General features: G+C 46.3%; 2 protein-coding genes and 1 pseudogene. 1 reads left to right on the top strand and 2 read right to left on the bottom strand.

From position 1 onward, the window contains the following. Window positions 1-502 precede the first annotated feature (502 nt). The gene (locus tag VK541_RS19540) at window positions 503-2,059 is read left to right on the top strand and encodes a sulfatase (RefSeq protein ID WP_324372106.1); all 1,557 of its coding nucleotides are present in this window, start codon (window positions 503-505) and stop codon (window positions 2,057-2,059) included. 32 nt (window positions 2,060-2,091) lie between these two features. On the opposite strand, the gene VK541_RS19535 is transcribed toward VK541_RS19540, so the two are convergent. Then, window positions 2,092-2,733 (bottom strand): DUF6266 family protein, encoded by a 642-nt coding sequence (locus VK541_RS19535; protein WP_324372105.1) that lies wholly within the window; start codon window positions 2,731-2,733, stop codon window positions 2,092-2,094. A gap of 211 nt (window positions 2,734-2,944) precedes the next feature. Continuing rightward, window positions 2,945-3,177: pseudogene (locus VK541_RS19530) on the bottom strand (hypothetical protein); the annotation flags it as partial.

The following is a 3,177-nucleotide window of genomic DNA, read 5'->3' as shown; positions in this document are numbered from 1 at the left end:
CTGCCGGTCTACCATGGGGCAGGCCTGAACAGGAAGTTCCTGATAAGCGGCCCTCCCTCCTTTCTCCAAAAGACCTGTACTGACAAATGCACTGGTATACATGCGGCACATCGGGCATTCTTCGTCAAACAGGATCAGGTGATTTTTTAGCGTTTTCATAACCAGTGAATTAATGAAGAAATGCTTCGCTAATTCATGATCAAATATAAATACAAATTATTAAACTTTCAAAACTTATTGAAAGTTTATTTCTATCCACCTCCCGTCATACCCTTATTCGTCCGCCTGACTGCAATTAGAATCGGAGAACTGTGATGATCATTCTTCTCAACCTCTTCATGACCTCATCTGGGGGGCTGCACAACCCTTGCATGACCCCCCGGGCCTTCGATGGGTTTAGAAAGGGCAATTGAAGACGTGCCTTGAGGTCACCGTGCCAGCTGTCCGCAGCGAATTTAAACCAGACTTATATAGAGATCAGTTTATTTAGTAGCTTTAAATCATGGCACATAAACACATCCCTACACTGCTGCTCCTGCTGCTCTGCTGCGTCTCTTCTCTTAGAGCCCAGTTTGCGGAAGTAAGTCAAAAACAAGGTGCCTTAAAGCTCATAAAAACGGGCAAAGGCAAACCTAGAAACATTGTCTTCATTCTCGCCGATGACCATCGTTTTGATGCAATGGGCTTTCTAAAAGCCCAGGAATTTATCAGGACGCCCAATATGGACCGCCTGGCAAAGGAAGGTGCTTATTTGCAAAATGCATTTGTGACCACCTCACTCTGCTCCCCTTCAAGGGCTTCTATATTAACGGGCTTGTATGCGCACAAGCATAAAGTGGTGGATAACAACAACCCGGTTTCCAAAGAGATCGTATTTTATCCGCAGTACCTGCAGCAAGCCGGCTACCAGACAGCGATGATCGGAAAATGGCATATGGGTGGGGAACATGATGATCCGCAGCGCGGCTTCAACTACTGGGTTTCGTTTAAAGGTCAGGGCACTTATCTGCCAAATCCAAACGGCTTAAATGTCAATGGTAAGCATGTTCCTCAAAAGGGATACATCACCGATGAACTGACAGACTATGCACTTGACTTTTTAAAATCCCGTAAAAAGGAAAAGCCTTTTATGCTTTACCTGTCTCATAAGGGCGTACATGCTGAATTTATGCCGGCAGAGCGTGACAAGGGCATGGCTGAAAAATACAAGTTTGTGCCCCCGGCAAATATGGAAGCAAGCCTGCACAAGGATGCACCCATGTGGCTAAAAAACCAGCGCAACTCCTGGCATGGCGTAGAGTTCCCGTACCACAGCAGCCTCGATATTGGTGAATATTACAAGCGCTATGCGGAAACTCTGCACAGTGTGGACCAGTCTATAGGAAAGGTTATGGCTTATTTGCAGGAACAAGGTTTGCTGGAATCAACACTGATTGTTTACATGGGAGATAATGGCTTCCAGTTCGGTGAGCACGGCCTGATCGACAAACGGGTAGCCTATGAGGCCTCCATGCGTGTCCCTATGCTGGCCTATTGTCCGGAACTTATTAAACCTGGAACCGTAATCAAAGAAGTGGTGGCAAATATCGACATCGCCCCTACTTTCCTGGAGGCAGCTGGCTTAAAAGCACCTTCATATATGGACGGCATGAGTTTCTTCTCGTTGCTGGAAGGTAAGAAACCGGAAAACTGGCGCACAGGCCTGCTGTATGAATACTATTGGGAGCGTAATTTTCCGCAAACACCGACCATGCACGCACTGAGGGGAGACAGGTACAAATACATACATTACAACGGCATCTGGGACACGGATGAGTTGTATGATTTGCAGGAAGATTCACTGGAACTCAACAACCTGGTCCGCAGTACGGAACATCTCGCAATAGTGAAACAGATGAACAAGCAGTTGTTTGAGATCATGGGCAGTACCGGCGGGATGTACATTCCGTTATTTCCCGATGCAGGGGGTAAGAATGACCTGCGGTATGAATATGGTTCCGGTGCTGCAGAATTTCCATCCTACCTGAAAAGAGGTGGTACGGGAACGGAAAAGAAATGAGGCTGGCGCCGCTACACCAACCCCATAATTGATTACATGACCACTGTCGCGCCAACATATACAGATGTACTCACACGCTTCCCATCTTCACTTACAAAAGCCATATATACATGTACGTTATCGCCTGAAAACTCAGCTGGCAATTCCATATCAAACGAAAGCGTCGCTCTGGTCACCGCACCTATCGACATGACAAACAACTGTTTTGACGGATTGTAGACAATAAAAGCCGCATCATCAGTCGTTGCCCCTTTCCAGGTGCCGATGTTTGCCGGCCATGAAAAATCCAGCTGCGCATCTACCGTAGTGGCCATGACCAATTGGTTGGCGGGTGCCAGCCTGCCCCGGCTCAGCAATACCTTCGGATAATCTATCGCGTAAGCAGGTGCTGTGCCTGCCACCGCTTTATCCAGGTTGTACTTCACCGCCGCATTCATCGGCGACATCTCACTGGCATAATTCTGATATCCGATCTCGATAAAATCAGACGCCCAGCCCAGCCATTCGACCATCATCGTAAACCTGATGATGTTGTAGGTCTGTAAAAGTGACGGCTCACGGCTAGCTGTAGCCCTTACAGCCGCCATCACCCATTTCCCAAACTTTCGATAGCCCACCAGTGATCCGGTCCGGCCAGTAAATCCAGAAAATGGTCCATTTTTTAGGTATCCCATAATCTTTGTGTTTAAATGATTCAAAAATTCTGTTAACTGCTGCCGGTTTTAGCGGACCGGCAACACAAACGTAATGGGCCAAAAAGCAAAAGGCAATCTGTGCGTACAGATTGCCTTTTTATATGAATTATGATTATTGGGCTTATTTATAAATCAGAAATACCAATACCACCTCAATATACTCAGCGTGGTCGGGTCCATTGCCAAATAGCTAGCTCAAGTATTCTCTAACCTTAAGCTGTATGTGTTCCTTTACACTTTCCCAGGATTGTCCTTTCAAGCTTACCGCATCCTCGCTTTCCTCGGCATCCAGAAAATAGGTTAAAGCCGAGGGAATAGAAATCAAAATCATTTGCTGAGGATACTTTTTTCTGTTGCAGCTAATCATATAATCCAACGAATAATGATCTAAAAGTTCCGAAATATCCCAAAAATCCTTTCTTT

This window comes from Pedobacter sp. (assembly GCF_035317785.1).
GTDB lineage: Bacteria > Bacteroidota > Bacteroidia > Sphingobacteriales > Sphingobacteriaceae > Pedobacter.
Note: the sequence above shows the minus strand (reverse complement) of the source record. Positions and strands in the feature narration are given on the sequence as shown.

What these genes read in the sequence shown, in the direction of transcription:
- VK541_RS19540 (WP_324372106.1), top strand. Translation starts at nt 503, where the DNA reads ATGGCACATAAACACATCCCTACACTGCTGCTCCTGCTGCTCTGCTGC.
- VK541_RS19535 (WP_324372105.1), bottom strand. Translation starts at nt 2,733, where the DNA reads ATGGGATACCTAAAAAATGGACCATTTTCTGGATTTACTGGCCGGACC.